Here is a 19,448-nt window from a genome sequence, read left to right as displayed (position 1 = left end):
TTATAGCCCGTGTGTCGTAGCGCATCGTTCACGTGGCGTTAAATGGAGCGGGCTTCACGGACCACAGATACTGGACGAAGGTGTCCGGTTCTACGGCTTTGCTGAAGAAGTAACCCTGGCCTTCCTCGCATTGATGGGCCCTGAGGAAATTCAGTTGTTCGAGGGTTTCCACACCTTCGGCGATGATGTTCAGCTTGAGGCTACGGCCCAGGCTGATGATGGCGCTGACCAGGGCGGCGTCGTTGCTGTCGTTGCTCAAGCCGCGAATGAACGACTGGTCGATTTTCAGCACATCGATGGGAAAGCGCCGCAAGTAACTCAGGCTGGAATAGCCAGTGCCGAAGTCATCGATGGCCAGCCGCACTCCCAATGCCTTGAGCCGATTCAGAGACGTGACGGTGACATCGATGTTTTGCATCAACACGCCTTCGGTGATCTCCAGCTCCAGCAAGGCCGGATCAAGGCCTGTCTGCTCGAGAGTCCGTTCGATGCCATCGACAAAGTCCCGCTGACGGAAATCGATGGCTGACATGTTTACCGACATGCAGATTTTTGGCAGCCCGCGGGCCTGCCAGGCGCAGGCTTGTCGGCAGGCCTCGGCCAGCACCCATTTGCTCAGCGGGACGATCAGACCGCTGTCTTCGGCCACACCGATGAACTCCGATGGATAGACCAATCCATGCCCGGGTCTTTGCCAGCGAATCAAGGCCTCGGCGCCGACCACCTGGCCACTGCCCAGATCCAGTTTGGGCTGGTAATGCAGGACAAACTCTTTGCGCTCCAGCGCCAGGCGAATACCGGTCTCGATGCTTTGCTGATCCCGGGCGCGCTTGTTCATTTCATCGATGAAAAAACTGAAATCGTTCGGGCCGCTTTCCTTGATGTTGCGCATTGCGGTTTCGGCTTTCTTGATCAGCTCGATGGCGTCGAAACCGTCATCGGGATAAATGCTGATGCCCAGGCTCGCGGTCACGCTCAGGTCATGCCCGGCGATGTGCAGGGGGGCGCGAATGGCGTTCAAGAGTTTTTCGGCGATGCCCTTTGTCTGCTGGGGATGGCGGATATCGGCGAGGATCACCACGAACTCGTCGGAGCCATAGCGAAACACTGAATCGCTCTCGCGCACGGTGGCCACCAGATTGCGGCTGACCTGTTTCAACATTTTGTCACCGGCCGGATGGCCGAGCGCGTTGTTGATGCGCTTGAAGCGATCGAGCCCAAGAAACATCACCGCCAGTTGCTTGTCATGGCGTCGGGACAACGCCAGCGACTGGTTCAGCCGGTCACCCAGCAACGTGCTGTTGGGCAACTCGGTCAACACGTCGTACTGCAACAAATGGGACACCTTGAGCAACTCGTGAACCCGCGCCTCGATGGTTTGCTCCAGGCTCAGCACCTTCATCGCCGCGTCCTGGGCCATCTGCCATTTCCAGGTCAGGGCGCTGGCCATCTGGCGGATTTCCAGGCTGTCGAAGGGTTTTTTCAGCACCAGCATCTGGTCGCCAAACTCCAGCCGTTCGGCCATGGCTTCCCAGGTGTAATCCGAATACGCCGTGCACAAGGCGATTTGCAGGTGCGGATCGGCTTTCCACAGTTGTTCGATGGTTTCCAGGCCGTCCCAGCCGGGCGGCATGCGCATGTCGGTGAACACCAAGGCGTAGGGGTGACCTTCGGCCAATGCGCGCTTGACCAGTTCGAGGGCTTCCTGACCCTGATAGGCCGAGTCGAGCTGGAAGGTCAGGCGCTCGATTTGCAGCGTACCGAACAGGGCGGCTTCCGTGCCGGCCAGGCTCTGTTCGTCTTCCGTTTCAGCGCCGAGGATCTTGCGGAAATCCTCATGAATCGAAGGGGTGTCGTCAACGATCAGGATGCGCCGGTTGGTCCGCACGAAAGGCACTTTCATCCTTTGTCCTCCGTGGACGGCATGATGCTTCCGGCTTTCAGCAACTCGGCGGCCTGCTGGCTGCTGACGGCCTTGCTGAAATAATAACCCTGGGCGTTCATCGGTGAGCCGGTGGCCATCAGCGAACTGCGCTGCTCCTGGGTTTCGACGCCTTCGGCAATGATGCCGATCCCGACGTCCCGGGCGAAGTTGATGATGGCGCGCAAGGTGTTGGCACTGGACGGATCGCGAGCGGCTGTGTCGATGAAGGCCTGGGCGAGTTTCAGGTGATTGACCTGGTAGGTCTTGAGGTAATCGAACGAGGAATACTCGGTGCCGAAGTCGTCGATGGCGATCTTCACGCCCAGATCACGCAAGCGCGGCAGTACGTCGTTGTGGGTCCATTTGGTCTGGGCCAGCGTCGCTTCGGTGACGTCGAACCGCAGGTCCGCGGCGCAGAGCTCCCAGCGCGCGGTGGTGCGCAACACGTCATAGATCAGTTCGGGGCCACTCTTGAGCTGGGCCAGGGACAGCTTGATCGCGATCACCGGTGGTGCGACACCTTCATCACGCCACTGGCGCATCTGCCGGCAGGCCCGGTCCAGCACCCAATGACCGAGGGCGATGATCGTGCCGGTCTTTTCGGCGGCGGGCAGGAACGCGGAAGCTTCCAGCAAGCCGCGCTCGGGGTGATTCCAGGTGACCTGCGCTTCCATCCCGAGGATCTTGCCGCTGCTCAGGTCGACTTCCGGCCAGTAACGCAGTTCGAGTTCTTCGTGTTCGATGGCCTCTCGCAACTCGCTGGCGATGGTCATGCGCTCGACCACTTCCTGATTGATCTCCTCTGAATGGAAGTGGTACTGGTTGCGGCCCTTTTCCTTGGAGCGATAGAGCGCCATGTCAGCCTGGGTCAACAGGCCGTCGGCGCTGGTGATGGTCGCGCTGTAACTGCTGATGCCGATGCTGACCGACACCCGCACATCGTTGCGGTCCAGGGAGTAGGGCAGCACCAGCGCATCGCGGACCTTGGTGGCGAGGGCGGCGGAATGGGTCGGGTCGCTGACGTCCAGCTGCAAGATTGCGAACTCGTCGCCGCCGAGGCGGGCGACCACATCGTTTTCCCGCACGCAGGCCTTGATACGCCGGGCGACTTCTTGCAGCAACAAGTCGCCCACCGGGTGGCCGAGGGTGTCGTTGATGCGTTTGAAGTGATCCAGGTCCAGGTAAAACATGGCGAACGGCGTCGCGCCGCGACGTGCGGCGGCGAAGGCCTGATGTAGCCGTTCGATGAGTGTTGCGCGGTTGGCCAGCCCGGTCAGCCCGTCGGTGCGGGCCAGCAGGGCGATTTTTTCCTCCGCGAGCTTGCGTTCGGTGACGTCGATGATGATGCCTTCGACTTCCAGCAGCCGGCCTTCGTCGTCGCGTACCGGGATGTAGCGGTTTTCCACCCAGCGCCATTCACCGCTGCCGGTGCGCATCCGAAACTCGATGGAGGCGCCGGCGGCATGGCGGTCCAGCACCCGTTCCATGGCGGTGTCGACCTTCGATTGATCCTCGGGATGGATCAACTCCCTGGCCCAATTGGCCGAGGCCACCAGTTTCGCCGCGACATGACCGTATTTGGTGATGTTGTGCGAGATGTACATCAACGGAAACGACGGCTCGCCCCGCAGTCGATACAGGATGGTCGGGCTGTTCTGCACAATGATGTTGGCGTCGGACAGTTCCCGGGTGCGCTCTTCGACCGCTTGTTCGAGCAGCGACATCTTCAGCGCCGCGTCTTCGGTCATTTGCCACTTGGCGGTCAGCGCGCTGGCCATCTGGCGGATTTCGATGGCATCGAACGGTTTCTTGAGAATCAGCAGACGGTCGCCCAGCTCCAGGCGTTCGTCGATGTCTTCCCAGGAATAGTCGGAATAGGCCGTGCACAGCGCCACTTGCAGCTTGGGGTCGACCTGCCACAAGCGTTCGATGGTTTCCAGGCCGTCCCAGCCCGGTGGCATGCGCATGTCGATGAACGCCATCGCGTAGGGCATGTCGTTGGCCAGGGCCGTTTCGACCTTGTCCAGCGCTTCGAGGCCCTGGAATGCTGAATCGAGTATGAAACTCTGGAGTTTGGACGTCACCGCCGTGCCGAACAGGGCTTGTTCGGCACTGGTCAGGCTGTCGTCATCGGACGATGGCGGGCTGAGGATCTTGTTGAAGTCCTCATGGATCGAAGCCGTGTCGTCGACGATGAGAATCCGCCGGTTGGTCCGTGCCAGCAGCGTATTCATCACCATGTCCCTGGGCCGACAGCGGTTTGATGCGCAGTGTTCATAAGGGTCATCCTTTTCCCTGACCACCTGGCCGAACGTACAGATTATGGATCCGAGTCAACAGAGCATAGTCGTCCGGACCGGAGTTCGCGCAACTGACTGAAACGAATCATTGCGGTGAGGGGGCGAAAATCATCTAGCCTGTAGGTCAGGATCCGGCGATAGCGGATGTTTGCCCGGTTCCCGACATGACGCTGTACCCGTTTTCGCCTGAGGTAATGCCATGGAAGAGCAACTCCCCGCGACGTCCGCCTGTAAATCCAAGGTGCTGCTGGTCGATGATGAGGAACCCATCCTCAACAGCCTGCGTCGCCTGTTACGCGGTCAGCCTTACGAGGTGCTGCTGGCGACCAGCGGCGCCCAGGCCCTGGAAATCATGGCGCAACAGCCCATTGACCTGGTGATGAGCGATGCCCGCATGCCCAACATGGACGGGGCCACGCTGCTGGCCCACATCCACGAGCGTTATCCCGATACCGTCCGGATCATGCTGACCGGTTATGCCGATCCCTCAGCCATTATCAAAGCCATCAATGACGGGCAGATTCACCGTTACATCAGCAAGCCCTGGCACGATGAGGAAATGCTGCTGATACTGCGGCAATCACTTGCGTATCAGCATTCCGAGCGTGAACGGTTGCGCCTGGTCCAGGAAACGTGGGACCAGAACCAGGAATTGAAGCTGCTCAACATCACCCTGGACAAACGCGTCGCCTCCCGCACCGCCGAGCTGCAGCAGACCGCCGACATGCTCGACCTCGCCTACGAGGAGCTCAAGCACAGCTACGTCACCGGCACGGAGATGTTCTCGCTGCTCGCCAACCTGCGCATGCCGCCGGCCAAACAGACCAACCGCCAGATCATCGAGCTGGTACGGGTGTACTGCAAGCTCCATGACCTGGATGCTGGCACCAGTCGCGACCTGACCATGGCGGCGGCGCTCTACAACATCGGCAAGCTGAGCTGGACCGACAGCATGATGACCGCGCCGGCGGACCTGCTGCACCACAACGATCGTGAGCGTTATCGCAATTACCCGAAACAGAGCGAATCGCTGTTGATGACGCTCGACCCGATGAAAGATGCCGCCCGGCTGATTCTTCACCATCAGGAGCGTTGGGACGGCAGCGGTTTTCCCGACCGTCTCAAAGGCGAGGCGATTCCCGTCGGTTCGCGGTTGCTGAAACTGGCGGTGGATTTCATCGAGTTGCAGCGCGGGTTGATCCTGGAACGGCAGATGAACAGTGATGAAGCGCTGGTGTACATCCGCAGCTACGCCGGAAAACTCTACGACCCTGAGATGGTGGAGGATTTCATTCAGGTGTGTGCCGCCTACCTGAGCGATGTTTCCCTGGCCGATCCGACGGTCAAGGTCGTGACCACCCGGGAATTGGCATCAGGGATGATCCTGGCGCGCAACCTCAATGCCGACAACGGCATGCTGCTGCTCAATGCCGGCAAGGTGTTGAACGGACCGCTGGTGGAGAAGCTGATCGCTTTCGAAGCCATGGAAGGGGCGAAATACAGCATTTTTGTGAAGCTGCCGGAAGAGGTGAACGGCGCGATTCTGGAGGGAGGCGAGACTTCCGAGGCCTTGCACTGATCCTCTGTAGGAGCGAGCTTTTGTGGCGAGGGGATTTATCCCCGCTCGGCTGCGAAGCAGTTGCAAATCCGGACAACTCAGTCTGTTTCGCCGGACGCCGGGGCCTCTTCGCGACCCAACGGGGATAAATCCCCTCGCCACAAAAGCTCGCATACAGGTGGCTACGTTTCGCAGATGCTCTTTTCGGCGTGACGACGCGCCGACGCGCATGTGATCCTTGCCTTTTATCCAAGGCCCATCTTCATCCATGACCCTTTCATCCTCCCCATCCCCGCGCATCATCCGCATCGCCGCCGCCCTGTTGATCGGCCCCGACGGTCGTACCCTGCTGGTCCGCAAGCGCGGCACCGAGGCGTTCATGCAGCCGGGCGGAAAGATCGAGGCCCATGAACAACCGGCCTGTGCGCTGGCCCGTGAACTGGATGAAGAGCTGGGACTGGTCATCGATCCGGCGCATGCCTTCTATCTCGGGCAATTCTCGGCACCCGCCGCCAATGAGCCGGGATTTATCGTACAGGCCGAACTCTTTCAGCTAACGATCGATTCAGACGTGTCACCGGCAGCGGAGATCGAAGAGGTGCGCTGGATCGACCCGGCGACCGACGGTGATGTCACGCTGGCGCCATTGACACGGGACCTGATCCTGCCGTTTTATCGAGCCTCGTTGACCGCGATGGCCTGACTGTTCACGGACCAAGGATTGCCCATGATTGCGCTTCAAGACTTGCTGATCTTCGCCGCTGCCGCGCTGCTGATGGTACTGACGCCGGGGCCGAACATGATCTACCTGATCTCCCGTTCGATCTGCCAGGGCCGCAGGGCCGGGGTGACCTCGTTGCTCGGCGTGGTCGCAGGGTTCTTCGTGCACCTGTTCGCCGCCGCGGCGGGGCTGACGGCGGTGTTCCTGGCGGTGCCGATCGCCTATGAAGTGTTGAAGTGGGCCGGTGCGCTGTACCTGTTATGGCTGGCCTGGCAGGCGGTCAAACCGGGAGCGCGGTCGCCGTTCGAGGCGCAGCAGCTGCCGCCGGACTCGTCGCGCAAGCTGATTACCATGGGTTTTCTGACCAGTGCCCTGAATCCGAAAATCGCTGTGTTTTACCTGTCTGTGTTTCCGCAATTCATCACGCCTGAGCATGGTTCGGTGTTCACCCAGAGCATCGTGCTCGGGATGACCCAGATCAGCGTCAGTTTCTGCGTCAACCTGTTGATCGCGGTGTTTGCGGCAGGCATCGCGTCCTGGTTCGTCAACAACCCGACCTGGCTGGCGGTGCAACGCTATTTCATGGGGTTTGTGCTGTCGGCGCTGGCGGTACGGCTGATGCTTGAGCAACGAAAGGCGGCGTGACCATGTGGATTGAACGGCTTGATGCCAGCCATGCTCTGGACTATCGGGCGCTGATGCTCGAAGCCTACGACTTGCATCCTCAGGCGTTCACCTCCAGCGTGCGCGAGCGCGCCACGATGCCGCTGAGCTGGTGGGAGTCGCGCCTGACCGGCAAGCTGGATGTGCTGTTCGGTGCATTTGAGCAAGGGAAACTGGCGGGCATCGTCGGCCTGGCCTTCGAACCTCGTGAAAAAGCCCGGCACAAGGCGACGCTGTTTGGCATGTACGTGTCCGGCCAGGTCCGTCAACGCGGGCTCGGTTATCAACTGGTGCAGGCGGTATTGGCCGAGGCGCAAAATCACCCGGGCCTGCGGCTGGTTCAACTGACCGTCACCGCCGGCAACGAAGCGGCGTTCAACCTGTACCAGCGATGCGGCTTCATCCAGTTCGGTCTGGAGCCGATGGCGCTGCGGGTTGGTGACGAGTACTTCGACAAGGTCCACATGTGGCGGGAGATCTCCTCAGATTCTGAGGGATGACGGCTTTTTGTGGCGATCCGACAAGTCCCCTCGCCACAGGGACCGTGTCGTCCGGTCGTGCTATCGAACCGCGCTGACACCGTCGAGTGTCGAAAACGAAGTGTCCTTCGCCGTCAGCAGAAAATCACGCATGTACGGCGCATCCAGCATGTCCGCGCGAATCCCCGCGTACAACGTCGCAAACAACCCTTTCTCACCCAACCGCTTGGCCTTCACATAACCCCGTGAGCTGTATTCATGCAGCGCCCAATGCGGCATGCCGCACACGCCGCGCCCGCTGGCCACCAGTTGCATCATCATCACCGTCAGTTCCGAGGTGCGGACCTGGGCCGGTTCGATGTCGGCCGGTTCGAGGAAGCGGGTGAAGATGTCCAGCCGATCACGCTCCACCGGGTAAGTGATCAATGTTTCCGTCAGCAGATCTTCAGGGACGATATACGCCTTGTTCGCCAAACGGTGCTGATTGGCCACGGCGAGCATCGCTTCATAAGTGAACAGGGGCACATAGGTAATACCGGCGATTTCCAGCGGATCGGAGGTCACCACCAGATCCAGGTCGCCACGGGCCAGGGCCGGCAACGGCGCGAAGGAGAAACCCGAGGCCAGGTCCAGCTCGACTTCCGGCCAGGCGTCGCGGAACTGGTCGATCGTCGGCATCAGCCATTGGAAGCAGCTGTGGCATTCGATCGCCATGTGCAAGCGCCCGGCAGTGCCGCCCGCCAGCCGCGCGATATCGCGCTCGGCACCGCGCAGCAAGGGCAGGGTGGCATCGGCCAGTTGCAGCAGGCGCAAACCGGCGCTGGTGAAACGCACCGGTTTGGTCTTGCGCACGAACAACGGCATGCCCATGCGCTCTTCCAGCTCCTTGAACTGGTGGGACAGGGCCGATTGCGTCAGGTGCAGACGGTCGGCGGCGTCGACCAGGCTGTCGGCTTCGCGCAACGCGTGCAGGGTCTTCAGGTGACGGATTTCAAGCACGGGCGGCTCCATGAGGAAAACTTGTGATCAATACGAAAAGGTTGAGTTTGTCTCATGTTGGGTTGGCTGTCGACAATAGGGCCATGTTTTACGGCATCTAATTTAGGAAGGAACGCACCATGGCTCTGGCCCACACACTTGGTTTTCCGCGCATCGGCGCTGACCGTGAATTGAAAAAAGCCCTCGAATCCTACTGGAAGGGCGATCTCGATCAGGACGCGCTGAAAAATGTCGGTCGCCAACTGCGCGCCACCCACTGGCAATTGCAGAAAGACGCCGGCATCGACCTGCTGCCGGTCGGCGACTTCGCCTGGTACGACCAGGTGCTGACCCATTCCCTGACCTTCGGTGTGATCCCGGAGCGTTTCGACAGCGCCAAAAATGCCAAGGGCCTGCCGACGCTGGACACGCTGTTCGCCATGGCTCGCGGGGCAACGTCAGCCTGCTGCGGCGGCGAACACAGCAAGGCGCAATATGCGCAGGAACTGACCAAGTGGTTCGACACCAACTACCACTACCTGGTCCCGGAATTCAGCGCAGACCAACAGTTCAAGCTGAGCTGGGAACAGCTGTTCGACGAAGTCGACGAAGCCAGGGCCCTGGGCCATGACGTCAAACCGGTGATCATCGGCCCGCTGACTTACCTGTGGCTGGGCAAGGCCAAAGGCAATGACTTCGACAAGCTCGACCTGCTGGAACGCCTGCTGCCGATCTACGGTGAAATCCTCGGTCGCCTCGCCGCACAAGGTGTCGAATGGGTGCAGATCGACGAACCGATCCTGACCCTCGACCTGCCGCAGGAATGGAAAAATGCCTTCGAACGCGCTTATCACATCCTCCAGTATTCGCCGCTGAAAAAGCTGGTGGCGACCTACTTCAGTGGCCTGCAGGACAACCTCGGTCTGGCCGTCGGTTTGCCCGTACAAGGCTTGCACATCGATGCGGTGCGCGCCCCCGACCAACTGCTCCACGTGCTCGATCGCCTGCCGACCTACAAGATTCTCTCGGTGGGCCTGGTCAACGGCCGTAACGTCTGGCGTTGCGAACTGGAGCCGGTGCTCGCACAACTGCAATTCGCCCAGGAACGCTTCGGCGACAACCTGTGGGTCAGCAGTTCCTGCTCGCTGCTGCACAGCCCGGTGGATCTGGAGCGTGAAGACAAACTCGATCCTGAACTGAAAAGCTGGCTGGCGTTTGCCGTGCAGAAATGTGGCGAAATCGCTGTGCTGCGTGATGCGCTAAACGACCCGCAATCGCCCATGGTGCAAGCCGCCCTGGCCGAGAGTCGGGCGATTCAGGCCAGTCGTGCCGAGTCTCCGCGTATTCATAAAGCTGAAGTGCAAGCCCGCATCAACGCCATCGACGCCACCGACAGCCAACGCCAATCGCCGTTTGCCAAACGCATCGAGCAACAACGTGCGCGGCTGAAACTTCCGGCGTTCCCGACCACCACCATCGGTTCGTTCCCGCAGACCGGTTCGATTCGTCTGGCGCGTCAGGCATTCAAGCAGGGCAAGCTGTCGGCCAACGATTACACCGACGCCATGCACAGTGAAATCCGCCACGCCGTGCAAGTCCAGGAACGCCTGGGCCTGGACGTGCTGGTACATGGGGAGGCCGAACGCAACGACATGGTCGAGTACTTCGCCGAGCAACTGGACGGCTACCTGTTCACCCGTTTTGGCTGGGTACAGAGCTACGGTTCCCGTTGCGTGAAACCGGCGATCATCTTCGGCGACCTGAGCCGTCCGAACGCCATGACGGTCGACTGGATCACTTATGCGCAGAGCCTGACCGACAAGGTCATGAAGGGCATGCTCACCGGTCCCGTGACCATGCTGATGTGGTCGTTCCCGCGTGAAGACGTATCGCGCAAAGTCCAGGCGCAGCAGCTGGCCCTGGCGCTGCGCGACGAAGTGGTCGACCTGGAAAGCGCCGGCATCAAGATCGTGCAGATCGACGAAGCCGCGTTCCGCGAAGGTTTGCCGTTGCGTCGGGCACAGTGGCAGGAATACCTGGACTGGGCGGTGGAAGCGTTCCGCTTGAGCTCTTCCGGTGTGCGCGATGAAACCCAGATTCACACCCACATGTGCTACAGCGAATTCAACGACGTGATCGAGGCCATCGCGGCGATGGATGCGGACGTGATCACCATCGAAACCTCGCGTTCGGACATGGAATTGCTGGAGGCCTTCGAAGCCTTCGACTACCCGAACGATATCGGCCCGGGCGTCTACGACATCCACTCGCCACGGGTGCCGGACACGGCCGAGATGGTCAAGTTGATGAGCAAAGCGGTGAAGCGGATTCCGGCCGAGCGGTTGTGGGTCAACCCGGATTGCGGTTTGAAAACCCGGGCGTGGCCGGAGACCGAGGCGGCGCTGGTGAACATGGTGGCGGCGGCGCGGCAGTTGCGAAGCCAGCTGGCATAAAGTACCCCGGAACGGGAGCGGACAAGCCGCTCCCGTTTTGCGTTTCAAAGCGGGTCGAAGTGTTTGAGTGCCACTGACTTTTTACCGATATCGGCGTAGGGCAGCGTGGTGTTGTCGGCGTGGGTCAGAAACCGATGCTCCGGCAGTTTCAAGTGCGCTTTCTCAAACTCGGCAAATACAGGCGTTGTCTTGGCGTAATGAAAGTGGGCGTACCACAGCAGCTGGGGAGGCGTTGCAGTCAGGTCCCATATTTCGTATTCCTGCAAGTAATCCGTTCGACCGTCCGGGCGTTTGCCCAGGTTTTTCATGGCACTCGTTTTTCGGATCTGCACTGCGTTCTGATTGACCAGATCATCGAGCATTCCATCCGTAGGCTTTTTTGTACTGAGCGACTGCCGGGTGCGCATTTGACGTCCGGTCGCAGTGAGTTCGGCGGCCTTGTCGCGCAATTGCGCAATGAGGGCATTCTGCGGGGCAATGTCCTCGATGTTGCGGGCGCGGTGGGTCAATTCGTCCGCTTCGCTGAGCATCATGTGCTCCAGATCCACGGGGAGCATGTCCTGAGTTGCATAGGATTGAACCCTGGCCTTGTACGTCTCCTGGGATTGCAGCCGGCTGCGAGCATCTTCGACCAGGGAACCCAAGTCTTTTTGAGGAGGACGGGTTGTCTGTTCCGACGCGTTCAGCAGACGAAACTTGCCGTTCGTTCCTTGCTCCCAAACCTCCTGGAATCCGCCCTGACCTGTCATGAAGTATTGGCGCTTTTGGGTGGTCGGCTCCCAGCGTTCCACCCCGATCAGCAAGTGGTCGTCTTCGGTGATGAAGACTTTTTTGCTGCGTTGCCCGGCCGGAACAGCCGCAGTCGGCTGATCGATAACCTTGCGTGCCCGTTCCGCCATTTTCTCGATGCCCTCCAGCAAGGGCGCGACGGCTTCCAGATGGAAGTGCTGTGGATAACTGACGGTCCAGGCATTCATGTGGCGGCGAAACTGTCCGTAAAGGTCAAGGCACTCCTGCAGAATCTGATTGCGTTGAGCCTTGGTGGTGGTGACTTCCGGCAGGCTGTATTGGGTGAACAGGGCGCGATCGACTTTGGTCCGCAGATTTTCCGCCTGGCCTTGCAGGTAGAACCAGGAGATATCCCGGGTGGTGTCAAAGCGTTTGACGATTTCCAGCAGGTGACCCGTTTTCAGGTACAGCAGATTCGCCTCGCTGAGCCGCCCGTTCAACGCCGCGACTTCGGCGGTCATTTGAGCCTTGTGGGTACTGACGGTTATGCGTTCGTACCACAGGTTGAGATCGCGCATACCCGCATCGATTTGCTCCAGCTCGCGCATGAGGTCCACGCGCAATAATCGGGTCTCTTGCAGAATACCGAAGCGTTCGCTGAGCGTAGTGTCGGGCAGTGCATCCAGGCGATCGATCAGTTCGTCGATCCTGTCTACCAATGGGTTGGTCCGATGATTGGCAAAGAACACTCGTTGCTTGTATCGATCGGCAATCAGCAGGGCGTCATGGCTTTGCATGTCCCTGAGCACGCGCCGTTTGTTGCCATGTGTCAGGGGCAGCAGATCCACCAGTGTCTGGTAGTGCGTGCTGGCCAGTTCAATGTCGCCGATACACGCCGCTTCGGTCGCCGGCATCAGTGCCGGGCGGTTCTCCGGAGCGCTGGTGTTGTACCTTTCAAGGGCTGCATTGGTCCCCGCGACCCGAGTATCGAGTTGTGGTGCGATGTCGTCGGCCGCTTCGGTCAACGCATGCTGCCGACGAAACGCCTGATCGGCCCACCAGCGAGGCAGACGTTGGCGAATGGCGGCGGGCCAGAGGGGATCAAGCGAGTCCGCGAGGTGCCCGAGCACACCGCCACCGCCCAGCCCGCCTCCCTCGAAGGTCGTACCGTAGACGCCGAAGTAAGTGTCCCAGCGGCCGGCTTCATCCAGGGCGATGGGTTGTTTGTAGGTTTTCAGGCGAGTACCGCTCAGTCGCCAATTGCGTGAGTCCGTGCTTCGTTCAACCTGGAAGATGCGCCCCTGGCGAACGATAAAGTCGCCGTCGGCATGCCGGTAAATATTGCGATAGACACCGTGGGTAGCCGGTTGCAACGCGGCAAGGGATATCGGCATTTCGTACTCGTAGCCGGCGAAGCGCTGGACAACCTGCCGGGCCTGGCGATTTGAAGGTAGCTGCATCGCGCTCGCGCTTTTGCCTGACACGCCGAGTTGACGAAGACGAGTCCGCAAGCGAGCGCCGCTGGCCGGCCGGACACCCGCCGAAGTGCCGGGAAGCAGATCCATGGCGGCGTCGATCAGCGATAACAGCACCGATTCAATTTCCGTCAGGCCATCGCCGACGTCGCCACGCAACAGGGCAACGACGGCCTGGTTTGCACTGGTCCAGGCGTCGTACAGCGCGACGGCCGTACCGATGAAGGGCACCATGCCTATCGCCATTTTCATGTAGTTGAACGCCCTCGGGCCGCTAAGCGCGTAACGTTCCAGGTACAACGCATCATTGGAGCGGGAGGTCCCGCGATGCGCTTCGATCAGGCGTCCCATATGGGCATTGAGCAGATGCGCCGCCAGCGAGGTCGTCGCAGGCCAGGGTATGCCGACTCCGATCAACGCGTCGAAATGCTTCAACATGGCCTGGTTGATGCGGCTCACATGGGCCTGCACGTTACCTTGCAAGGCCCGCCCGGCCAGGTAGTCGACCATCTCGCTGCGCAGGCACAGATTGAACAGGGCGCGGCGCGCGGTTTCCCGATTGTCGTAGCGGCGCAGGAATTGGCCGTCGGGGCTGTCAGGCAGATAAAGCAGGGTCATCTTGCTGACTTGCTCTTCAATGAAGGTCACGCCAGACAAGGTGGTCGGCCCCTCGTTTGGCGTGTCCTTGCCCCCGACGCTCAGGTACGCCGGCAGGAGCACGATGCGCTTGCCATCGACGTTCCAGGCTTCAGCGGTCGTGGCCTCAATGGCGATGTTCAATACCTGCAATTCGTTTTGATCGAGCTGTTGTTGCAGGCGCGCGCATTCCCCCTGCAATTTGAGCATCAGGCGCCAGGGCTCGATCAGGCATTCGCGGCGATGTTCCTTCACGAACACCGCCTCGCTGGCCGAGCCCATGAATGCATCGCGAATCAGGTCTTCGTAGGCTTGGGGCAGATCAAGCTCGGGCAGGACCTTGCGCAGGTAGGGCGCGGTGATACCGCTAGCCAATGCCTGGCGCTCGGTTTCGTCCGCTGCCGTGACCTCCACCTGCATGAAACTCAGTCGCAGTGAAAGAGGTTCCAGTTGCATCGACGGTGTGTTGTCGATGTTGAGCTGGGCCAGTTCTTCGAGTGACATCCTGCTGCGCGATGCGCTGGGTACCGCCACGAGTTTCTGTGGCGTGCCGGGCGATGCGCCGTCGGACAATTGCTTTTTCAACGTGACCGAATCGGGCAGGTCAAGTTGCACATCGAAGTCCCCTTTGAGTGAGAAGTCGTTACGCAACCGTGCCTGTAGATGTTGACGGGTGAACCTGTCACGAGGCACCAGGGCGATTTCCAGTTGTTCGTGACTACGGCGCATTGCCGGGATGTAGGCCTCGATCAGCGTTTTGACCGCAAGGCGGTCGGACGCCGGCAGCGTGGCCAGCCAGTCGGGCAGGCGGGCGGCGAGTGCGGCGCTGCGGTCTTGCTCCGACAGCTGCGAGAGGGCCAGGCTTCTGGCGCTGTGCACCGGCACCTGCAACATAGCCAGCGTTTTCCTGCGCAACTTTTCCAGTGCCTCTGCACGTTCTGAAGCCTGTGCAGCATCGGGATAGTGCTGGCGTACCCGGGCAGCCTGTTCTTCGAAAAAGGTGGTTTGTTTATCGAGGCTGTAGAGCAGCGGGTCGGTCGTGATTTTATTCAACTGCACGGTCAACACCGGGTCCTGGTCCTGGCACTTGAACACCTGCCGCTCCAGCTCTCTGCGGTTGGCGAATCGTTGCAAACCGCCGCCGATGCCGGGCCAGTAAAGCAGCAGGCTGTGGTGCGATGCGGGATCAAGCAGCGCCTGCGGTCGGGTGATGACGAAGGGGCCATTGAGCTCCTGGGTCGTGTCGCCATCGGCGTGTCCGATCTTCGACAGCGTCAGGCTGGCCACGGCGATGTCAGCGTCGGACTCGGCTGCGCCAGGCGTGTCCAGCATGGCCTTGAGCATCTGGTATTCATCGCGGTCGAGCTGGTTGAGCGCCCTTTGAAGTTCAGCCTCGGCGTTCAGGCCGTCCTTGTGTGCCTGGTATAGCGCGCTGAGTTCGCGGTTCACGGTCGTAAAATCGAGGACGCGTGAGCGGTAAAGCAGGGCCGTGGCGGCCGTATCGGCGGCTTGCTCGGCCGTCACCTGAGCCGTGAGAGCGTCTTTGATTTTCTGCTGACGCTCACTGTCGGGATCGTCTCCAGACAGCCTTTCCAATGCATCGCGTTGTCTGTGCAGGGAGGGGCGGCGGAGTCCCAAGGGGATGTCGGCAGACAGACTGCCGAACAATGAAAGTTCATCCTCATCGACAGGCTCGCTGGTGGATGTCGGGCTCTCAAGGTCGGGTGGAGCTGCGAAAACCGTGGTGGCCAGCACTTGAGGTTGCGGGTATGGAAGCAGGTCTGTGATGCCCGCCGTCAGTGGCCCGGTTTTGGCGGTGTAGGCAAAACGCAGGTTTTCGCTCGGTAAACCGCTTGGAGCGAGCGATTGTCGAGAAAGCCACGCCTCCATATCGCTGCGCCGCGTGAAGGCCTGCAGGGGAACAGGCCGGGAGGGCAGATACAGCAATTGTGCGACGGCTTGCGGGTCTCCCACGCTGATGACCCAGGCTGCTGGGAGTTCCACTGTGCTGTTGTCATTCAGCAACAGCGTCAATTGCTCGCAATGGATGGGTTGATTGTCCAGGCGTAGCGCTTCGGTCGCAGAATCCATGATCAATAACAGCGGTTTCAACTGCTCGGCGCTCAGGGTTCTCTGGGCGAATGCCGCTTGAGCGGTTGCCTCGATATGGCTGCGGTACAACTCACTCGCCCGATCACGTCGCGACATTGGCGTACCGGGCGCACGGGCGTCCCAATAGGCATTCCAGCGTTCGCGCTGCAATGGTTGCGGTTCGAGCGTTTGTGGTGGCGTGGCGGCGAAGAGGGCGTGCAATCCCTGGCTGTTTTCGCGCCAACGGGCAAGGGCACTCAGCAACAGGCTCTGATCGGGATTGCTGGCCAGCGCTGAAAACGCCGGTATGACTGCCAGCGAGGAGGAAGGGAGTGCGGTGAACGGTCTTTCGGTCATGGCGAATGGGCTCTGTTTGACGGAGCGGGCGTCCGCTCCTTACGGAGAGCCATTTAAAGAAAACCGGCAGCGCTCGTGGCACTACATAGTTATTGCGTCGACCATTGGGCGATATTCACGAAACTGTCACGCAACTGTGGCAGCGCGCTTGATCAAACTTCATCAGACTCGCGCTCTACTGGGGTTCTGCGTTTCGGTGTTTTTTCATGTGTGCACGATTTTTTTCGACAGCGGTTTTTCTGGCCGCGCTGTTGTTCAACCTGCCGTCCTTTGCGGCTTCTCGATGTGATGTCAATGTTGCGACCGAACGGGTCGATCTGGCGCAGGTGAGCCTGGCGTACCAGAGTATCGGCCGTGCCTCGGACCCGGCGCTGCTGCTGGTGATGGGCCTGGGCGGGCAGTTGATTCACTGGCCGGACGAGGTGGTGGTCGCGCTGTGTCAGCAGGGTTTCCGGGTGATTCGCTATGACAATCGTGATGTCGGCCTGTCCACCTGGCGGCAGGCGCCCGTCGATGCCAACCTGACCTTCGAAGTGCTGCGCTACAAACTCGGTTTGCCTGTGGCTGCGCCTTATTCGCTGACGGATATGGCCGATGATGCGCTGGGTTTGATGGATGCGTTGCACGTCGATCAATTCCATGTGCTGGGCGCGAGCATGGGCGGGATGATTGCCCAGCACATGGCGGCGATGGCGCCGCAGCGGATTGAGAGCCTGACGCTGATCATGACCAGTTCCGGCGCCGAGGGTTTGCCCGCGCCCAACGAGGCGTTGGTGCAGTTGCTCTCGCGCCGTGGTGCGCCGAATCGCGAAGTGGCGCTGGAGCAGCAGGCTGACTTGCTGGCAGCGCTGGGTAGTCCGACGGTGAGCGATGATCGGCAGGTGTTGTTGCATCAGGCGGCGCTGTCTTATGACCGGGCGTTCAACCCGGAAGGCGTGAAGCGTCAGATCATGGCGATCCTCGCGGAGCCGAGTCGGGTGGCGTTGCTCAATCAGTTGCGGGTGCCGACGCTGGTGGTGCATGGCACTGCGGATCCGTTGTTGCCGGTGATGCATGGGGTGCATTTGGCGGCGCATATCCGCGGTAGTCAGTTGAAGTTGATTCCTGGGTTGGCTCATCGATTCCAGGAGGCGTTCAAGGCGCCGTTGCTGGCGGCGGTGTTGCCCTACTTGCAGGCTCATCGGGAAGACACTTCGCATTGGGCGCAGATTGATCCTGTGGTTGAACACAATCTTCTTTAACACCGAAGGCGGCCTTTGGGCCGACCTGTCTTTTGGTTGACTGAGTACATATCCATTTCTGCGGTAACGGCCGCTTATGGTTTCGCCCTTACGGCGAGTCCCTTTTGTCAAACGCCACAAAAGGAACCAAAAAGTCTTGCCCCTGCGTCCGGCCCCTCGCTTAGGCTCGGCGTTCCTTCGCTCCGGTCCTGCTCCGTGGGCCCGCCGCCATCGGCCATCCATGGCCGGGGGCGGCTAACCCGGCATCCATGCCGGGTTGCCCACTGCGCAGAACCTCCACTCAGCCTTCCGAAGGGGCGGGTGGATCAAAATCAAAAGCGCAAGGCGAGCTAACGCTCGACCTCGTGGTTTGGTGGGGGGGTACGCCGATCTGCTTTGTTTTTCTGTAGGAGCAGAGCTTGCTCGCGAAGGCGGCCTGACAGCCGACCTGTTCTCGCGGATGCACCAAAATCCCTGTGGGAACTGGCCTGCCAGCGAAGGCGGCCTGACAGCCGACCAGTTACTCCCGGATGCCCTCGAACCCTGTGGGAGCTGGCTTGCCAGCGATGACGGACTGACAGCCGACCAGTTCTCGCGGATGTACCAAATCCCTGTGGGAGCTGGCTTGCCAGCGATGGCGGCCTGACAGCCGACCTGTTCTCGCGGATGTACCAAAATCCCTGTGGGAGCTGGCTTGCCAGCGAAGGCGGCCTGCCAACCGACCAGTTACTCCCGGATGCCCTCGAACCCTGTGGGAGCTGGCTTGCCAGCGATGACGGCCTGCCAACCGACCAGTTCTCGCGGATGTACCAAAATCCCTGTGGGAGCTGGGCTTGCCCGCGAAGGCGGCCTGCCAACCGACCTGTTCTCGCGGATGTACCAAAATCTCTGTGGGAGCTGGCTTGCCAGCGATGGCGGCCTGACAGCCGACCAGTTCTCGCGGATGTACCAAAACCCCTATGGGAGCTGGCCTGCCAGCGAAGGCGGCCTGACAGCCGACCAGTTCTCGCGGATGTACCAAAATCCCTGTGGGAGCTGGCTTGCCAGCGAAGGCGGCCTGACAGCCGACCTGTCTCTTGCAGACATACGGGGTGGACTCACGCAATCCCGCTTCCACAGGTGTATCGTTCATCCTTTTCCGGCCTGTATTCAGCCTGCGAGGTGTGTGATGAGTGCTCCCCTGAAGATCGATTTCGTCAGCGACGTGTCTTGCCCCTGGTGCGTCGTCGGTCTGTATGGTTTGACCCAGGCGCTGGATTTGCTGGGCGATGAAGTTCAGGCCGAGATCCGGTTTCAGCCGTTCGAGCTGAATCCTAAGATGAGCCCCGAAGGGCAGAACATCACCGAACACATCACAGAGAAATACGGATCGACCCCGGAGCAATCGCAAAAGAATCGCGAGATGATTCGCGCGCGCGGCGCCGAGGTCGGCTTTGCCTTTCGCACGGACGGTAACAGCCGCATCTACAACACTTTCGATGCTCACCGCTTGCTGTACTGGGCGGGGCTGGAAGGGTTGCAGTTCAATCTGAAGGAGGCGTTGTTCAGGGCGTACTTCACCGAGGGTGGCAATCCTTCCGACCACGGTCAGTTGGCGCAGATCGCACACAGCGTTGGTCTGGACCGGCAGCGGGCGGAGGCAATTCTGGCGTCGGACGAGTTCGCCCGGGAGGTGCGGGAGGAAGAGCAGTTGTGGCTGTCCCGTGGCGTCAGTTCGGTGCCGACGGTTGTCTTCAACGGCCAATACGCGGTCACGGGCGGGCAGCCGGTGGAGACGTTTGTCGGGGCGATTCGGCAGATCATGAGCGAAGCGAAGGGCGGTACGGTCAGTTGATCGGATCGTAGTTGAATGGAATTATATCAT

The 19,448-nt window shown here is 60.4% G+C and carries 11 protein-coding genes; 7 read left to right on the top strand and 4 right to left on the bottom strand.

The features are described from left to right. Positions 1-28: 28 nt before the first annotated feature. Together J2Y86_RS12235 and J2Y86_RS12230 are read right to left on the bottom strand one after the other, a co-directional pair. A complete protein-coding gene (locus J2Y86_RS12235; protein WP_253431468.1) occupies positions 29-1,903 on the bottom strand; it encodes a putative bifunctional diguanylate cyclase/phosphodiesterase in 1,875 nt (624 codons plus the stop codon). Continuing rightward, positions 1,900-4,164: a putative bifunctional diguanylate cyclase/phosphodiesterase gene (locus J2Y86_RS12230; RefSeq protein WP_253431465.1), complete on the bottom strand. Its 2,265-nt coding sequence runs from the start codon at positions 4,162-4,164 to the stop codon at positions 1,900-1,902. The genes J2Y86_RS12235 and J2Y86_RS12230 overlap by 4 nt, the downstream gene beginning before the upstream one ends. Positions 4,165-4,423: 259 nt before the next feature. Between J2Y86_RS12230 and J2Y86_RS12225 the strand changes: the two genes are divergently transcribed. The 4 genes from J2Y86_RS12225 to J2Y86_RS12210 all read left to right on the top strand — a co-directional run bounded on the left by J2Y86_RS12225 (position 4,424) and on the right by J2Y86_RS12210 (position 7,666). Continuing rightward, the gene (locus J2Y86_RS12225; RefSeq protein WP_253431462.1) at positions 4,424-5,803 is read left to right on the top strand and encodes an HD domain-containing phosphohydrolase; all 1,380 of its coding nucleotides are present in this window, start codon (positions 4,424-4,426) and stop codon (positions 5,801-5,803) included. Between the two features lie 247 nt (positions 5,804-6,050). After that, positions 6,051-6,485 carry an NUDIX hydrolase gene (locus J2Y86_RS12220; protein WP_253431459.1) on the top strand — a complete coding sequence of 145 codons (435 nt, stop codon included), beginning with the start codon at positions 6,051-6,053 and terminating at the stop codon, positions 6,483-6,485. A 24-nt stretch (positions 6,486-6,509) separates the two neighbouring features. Further along, the gene (locus J2Y86_RS12215) at positions 6,510-7,148 is read left to right on the top strand and encodes a LysE family translocator (RefSeq protein ID WP_253431456.1); all 639 of its coding nucleotides are present in this window, start codon (positions 6,510-6,512) and stop codon (positions 7,146-7,148) included. 2 nt (positions 7,149-7,150) lie between these two features. Next, a complete protein-coding gene (locus J2Y86_RS12210; RefSeq protein ID WP_253440233.1) occupies positions 7,151-7,666 on the top strand; it encodes a GNAT family N-acetyltransferase in 516 nt (171 codons plus the stop codon). A gap of 60 nt (positions 7,667-7,726) precedes the next feature. Here the strand turns inward: J2Y86_RS12210 and metR are convergent, their stop codons facing one another. Next, complete coding sequence (metR, locus tag J2Y86_RS12205) at positions 7,727-8,644, bottom strand: transcriptional regulator MetR (protein ID WP_017340592.1); 918 nt, start codon at positions 8,642-8,644, stop codon at positions 7,727-7,729. A 119-nt stretch (positions 8,645-8,763) separates the two neighbouring features. On the opposite strand from metR, the gene metE reads away from it, so the two are divergent. After that, complete coding sequence (metE, locus tag J2Y86_RS12200; RefSeq protein ID WP_253431453.1) at positions 8,764-11,076, top strand: 5-methyltetrahydropteroyltriglutamate--homocysteine S-methyltransferase; 2,313 nt, start codon at positions 8,764-8,766, stop codon at positions 11,074-11,076. Positions 11,077-11,120: 44 nt separating this feature from the next. On the opposite strand, the gene J2Y86_RS12195 is transcribed toward metE, so the two are convergent. Continuing rightward, the gene (locus tag J2Y86_RS12195) at positions 11,121-16,364 is read right to left on the bottom strand and encodes a dermonecrotic toxin domain-containing protein (RefSeq protein WP_253431450.1); all 5,244 of its coding nucleotides are present in this window, start codon (positions 16,362-16,364) and stop codon (positions 11,121-11,123) included. A 206-nt stretch (positions 16,365-16,570) separates the two neighbouring features. On the opposite strand from J2Y86_RS12195, the gene J2Y86_RS12190 reads away from it, so the two are divergent. Beyond that, on the top strand, positions 16,571-17,605 hold the full coding sequence (locus tag J2Y86_RS12190; protein WP_253431447.1) for an alpha/beta fold hydrolase: 1,035 nt from the start codon (positions 16,571-16,573) through the stop codon (positions 17,603-17,605). A 1,147-nt stretch (positions 17,606-18,752) separates the two neighbouring features. Continuing rightward, positions 18,753-19,418, top strand: coding sequence for a DsbA family oxidoreductase (locus J2Y86_RS12185; RefSeq protein WP_253431444.1), 666 nt, complete (start codon positions 18,753-18,755; stop codon positions 19,416-19,418). The last annotated feature ends 30 nt before the right edge of the window (positions 19,419-19,448 follow it).

The sequence above is a fragment of the Pseudomonas migulae genome (assembly GCF_024169315.1).
Classification (GTDB): domain Bacteria; phylum Pseudomonadota; class Gammaproteobacteria; order Pseudomonadales; family Pseudomonadaceae; genus Aquipseudomonas; species Aquipseudomonas migulae_B.
The sequence above is the reverse complement of the archived record's forward strand: the minus strand, read 5'-3'. Positions and strand labels throughout refer to the sequence as shown.

Coding starts and splice junctions, on each gene's coding strand:
- J2Y86_RS12195 (WP_253431450.1), bottom strand. CDS start 16,364: ATGACCGAAAGACCGTTCACCGCACTCCCTTCCTCCTCGCTGGCAGTC.
- metE (WP_253431453.1), top strand. CDS start 8,764: ATGGCTCTGGCCCACACACTTGGTTTTCCGCGCATCGGCGCTGACCGT.
- J2Y86_RS12215 (WP_253431456.1), top strand. CDS start 6,510: ATGATTGCGCTTCAAGACTTGCTGATCTTCGCCGCTGCCGCGCTGCTG.
- J2Y86_RS12225 (WP_253431462.1), top strand. CDS start 4,424: ATGGAAGAGCAACTCCCCGCGACGTCCGCCTGTAAATCCAAGGTGCTG.
- J2Y86_RS12210 (WP_253440233.1), top strand. CDS start 7,151: ATGTGGATTGAACGGCTTGATGCCAGCCATGCTCTGGACTATCGGGCG.
- J2Y86_RS12220 (WP_253431459.1), top strand. CDS start 6,051: ATGACCCTTTCATCCTCCCCATCCCCGCGCATCATCCGCATCGCCGCC.
- J2Y86_RS12235 (WP_253431468.1), bottom strand. CDS start 1,903: ATGAAAGTGCCTTTCGTGCGGACCAACCGGCGCATCCTGATCGTTGAC.
- J2Y86_RS12185 (WP_253431444.1), top strand. CDS start 18,753: ATGAGTGCTCCCCTGAAGATCGATTTCGTCAGCGACGTGTCTTGCCCC.
- J2Y86_RS12190 (WP_253431447.1), top strand. CDS start 16,571: ATGTGTGCACGATTTTTTTCGACAGCGGTTTTTCTGGCCGCGCTGTTG.
- J2Y86_RS12230 (WP_253431465.1), bottom strand. CDS start 4,164: ATGGTGATGAATACGCTGCTGGCACGGACCAACCGGCGGATTCTCATC.